Origin of the sequence: Faecalibacterium sp. (genome assembly GCF_052358865.1) — a bacterium.
Lineage (GTDB): Bacteria > Bacillota > Clostridia > Oscillospirales > Ruminococcaceae > Faecalibacterium > Faecalibacterium butyricigenerans.
In genome coordinates this window covers 1-3014 of record NZ_DAWCVJ010000138.1, presented here as the reverse complement: position 1 = coordinate 3014, position 3014 = coordinate 1, and the positions used below count along the sequence as shown (strand labels likewise).

Below are 3014 nucleotides of genomic sequence, written 5' to 3'. Positions count from 1 at the left end.
AAAACTACCGCAAGGAGCGGAATGACTGGAAACTGGATTTGTGTGGCGGTGACGGAGCCGATGTGATTGAACTGGAAATTTTTGCAGAGCCGAACCCACCCAAACGTGTAAACAGGCCGGAAGCCTGCGGTCTGCGGCATCTGGCGTTCCGGGTGGAGAATGTGGAAGCTACCGTGGAAGAACTTGCGCAGATGGGAATTGAATGTGAACTGATTCGATTAGATAGCTACACCAAAAAGAAAATGACCTTTTTCTTTGACCCGGATGGCCTGCCCTTGGAACTGCATGAATAAAAAACAACGCCCTCATAGTTGAGAGGATTCGTAAATCTTCTCAGCTATGAGGGCGTTTCATTCCGCAGGAATGTGAAAGTTACAGGCTCAGCGTTTCTACCCATGCAGACAAGTCGGCTTTGCTGGAATAGGAGTTGAACACCTTACCGTGCAGCAGTTTTGCCCCAGGGCAGCTCGGCGCAAGTTTTTCATTGGTCTTACCCATGCCGCTGCCGCCGGAGGTGGCAAAGGGGATGATGGTCTTACCTTTTAAGTTGTAGCTCTCTAAAAATGTATTGACGATGGTCGGAGCAACATACCACCAGATAGGGAAGCCGACAAAGATGGTGTCATACTCGTCTATGTTATCACGTTTGGCAGCGATGGCAGGGCGAGAGGTTGGGTCACTCATTTCGATGGTAGTGCGAGCCTTCTTGTCCATCCAATTCAGATCGGCCTTGGTGTATGGCACTTCCGGCTGAATCTCAAAAATGTCTGCACCGATGGCATCCGCCAGATTTTCGGCAACTTTTGCGGTGACACCGCTGGCAGAAAAGTAAGCGACAAGTCTTTTGATCATGGCAATGCACTCCCTCTTGATGATTTTGTATAGGGTAAGTATAGCACGGCAGGGGAGCGGCATCAAGCGGTTGCCCATGATATAACATCAGCAACAATGTTATATTATGGACAACTGTTCGTAAAAATTTAAGGACTTTGAGGGAGTTGCACAGCTTGATATGATGGGCGGTTTATGGTAAGATAGAATTACAATGGCGGACAAAGCTACTATTGACTACGACAAGGAGGTGTAAGCCAATGGGATTAGCTGATACCGTGACTAAAGCCTATATGAAAGATAATTCTGTGTTTGCAGATGCGTTTAATTACTTGATCTATGGCGGTGAGGCGGTTGTAGACCCTAAACAACTGCAAGAACTGGATACTACGGAGATTGCATTACCGTTTGGATCACAGGATGAAGAGGGAAAGCAGCCAGAAGAAGCAGTTCAGAAATACCGTGATGTGCTGAAATCAGCAATCATTAAACAGGATGATGAGGCTGCATACATTTTACTGGGAATCGAAAATCAGACTGACATTCATTATGCAATGCCCGTTAGAAACATCATTTATGATGCTCTCCAGTACGGCAAACAGGTGGCTGATATTGCAGCCAAGCATCGCGCAAGTGAGGGGGATTCAAAAGGGCATAGCCGTGGTGAATATCTTTCTGGATTCTACAAGGAAGATAAGATTACGCCTGTTATCACGCTTGTGCTTCACTTTGGCGCAAATGAATGGGATGGGCCGTTGTCACTCCATGAGATGATGGCGGTTAAAAATAAGAATCTTCTGAACTTTGTGCAGGACTATCAGATTCATCTGATCGACCCTGCAAAGCTGAGCGCGGAGGACTTGAAAAGATTCTCTTCAAGTCTGAGAGAGGTAATTGGGTATATTAAGTATTCCAAAGATAAGAAACGCTTATCTGAATTTTTGACTGATAATCCGCGTATGCTGATAGAAGCAAACGCGGCGAGGGTTATTAAAGCAGTTACGAATACACCGCTGGATATTCCAGAGGGCGCGGAGGTGATTGATGTGTGCAAAGCTGTTGAGGAAATGATGAACGAAAGCGAAGAACGAGGCGAACTCAGGATGCTTGTGAAGCAGGTGAGAAAAGGCCGCATTACAATCGAGCAGGCTGCCGAGGATGCTAATATGAGCGTAGAGCAGTTCAAGAGAGTAATGGATGACACGCCGTTGCAGGCAGTATAAGACAAATACTATATAGAGCAGATAAGCCCCACAAGGCTCAAATTGGTTCACAAAACCGATTGAAAGCCTTGTGGGGCTTATTTTTTGCGCTTTTTCAAATTTATTTGTGAAAAAAGTTGTCCAAGACTTGACATCGGGCGGCTTGCTGGGTGTCTGGGGCAAGTGGGTAAAACACGCTAAGTACATCTACAACATTCAGGACTTCAACCCGGAACAGGTGTTGGCTGTTGGCTACACCAAAAGCAAGTTGATTACCGATGCCATGATGTGGTTCGATAAGTTTAGCTGCAAGCGCAGCGACCTTGTGATCACAGTTGGCCGCGATTTGGTGGAAACAGTAGAAAATCGCTTCAAGGGCAAAAAAGTGCCCAAGACGGTCATGATCAACAACTGGATCGATGAGAACGAGATCTATCCGCTGCCGGAGGATAATGAGAAAGTTACAGCTTTCAGAGAAAAGTACGGTCTGGCTGGTAAGTTTGTTATTATGTACTCCGGCAACATTGGTTTGTACTACGACTTGGAGAATCTTATCAAGGTCGTGGAGCACTTCAAGCCGGGGACAAAAACTGCGGATGGTCGAGAGGTCGTATTTGCCTTTGTTGGTGCGGGTTCTGTGCTGGATAAGCTGGTGCTGTATGTAAAAGAGCACCACATGGATAATGTGACGTTTATCCCATATCAGGATAAAGCGGACCTGATCTACAGCCTGAACGCTGGCGATGTTCACTGGTGCGTGAATGCAAAAGGCATCAAAGGTGTGAGCTGTCCGTCGAAATATTATGGTCTGGCTGCGGCGGGAAAGCCGGTGATTGGCGTTTTGGAATCGGGTTCCGAGATTCGGTGCCTGATCGAAGATACCCATGGCGGTCTTTGCTGTGAGCCGGGAGAGTACGATAAGATCAAGGAAAATCTCCGCTGGTTCATTGAGAATGCCGGAAGCAGCGAACTGAAGGCGAT

Annotated in this window: 4 protein-coding genes; 3 read left to right on the top strand and 1 reads right to left on the bottom strand. The window is 46.9% G+C overall.

The features are described from left to right. Positions 1-293: VOC family protein (locus ACT8X9_RS13230; protein ID WP_444269306.1), on the top strand; the 293-nt coding region annotated here is incomplete at its 5' end. A 79-nt stretch (positions 294-372) separates the two neighbouring features. Here the strand turns inward: ACT8X9_RS13230 and ACT8X9_RS13225 are convergent. Beyond that, positions 373-852, bottom strand: a complete 480-nt coding sequence (locus ACT8X9_RS13225; RefSeq protein WP_444269305.1) for a flavodoxin — start codon at positions 850-852, stop codon at positions 373-375. Between the two features lie 239 nt (positions 853-1091). On the opposite strand from ACT8X9_RS13225, the gene ACT8X9_RS13220 reads away from it, so the two are divergent. Together ACT8X9_RS13220 and ACT8X9_RS13215 are read left to right on the top strand one after the other, a co-directional pair. Next, positions 1092-2054 (top strand): Rpn family recombination-promoting nuclease/putative transposase, encoded by a 963-nt coding sequence (locus ACT8X9_RS13220; RefSeq protein WP_097792453.1) that lies wholly within the window; start codon positions 1092-1094, stop codon positions 2052-2054. A 70-nt stretch (positions 2055-2124) separates the two neighbouring features. Further along, positions 2125-3014, top strand: an 890-nt coding sequence (locus ACT8X9_RS13215; RefSeq protein ID WP_444269304.1) for a glycosyltransferase family 4 protein, incomplete at its 3' end; no start/stop codon positions are given.

What these genes read in the sequence shown, in the direction of transcription:
- ACT8X9_RS13225 (WP_444269305.1), bottom strand. Translation starts at nt 852, where the DNA reads ATGATCAAAAGACTTGTCGCTTACTTTTCTGCCAGCGGTGTCACCGCA.
- ACT8X9_RS13220 (WP_097792453.1), top strand. Translation starts at nt 1,092, where the DNA reads ATGGGATTAGCTGATACCGTGACTAAAGCCTATATGAAAGATAATTCT.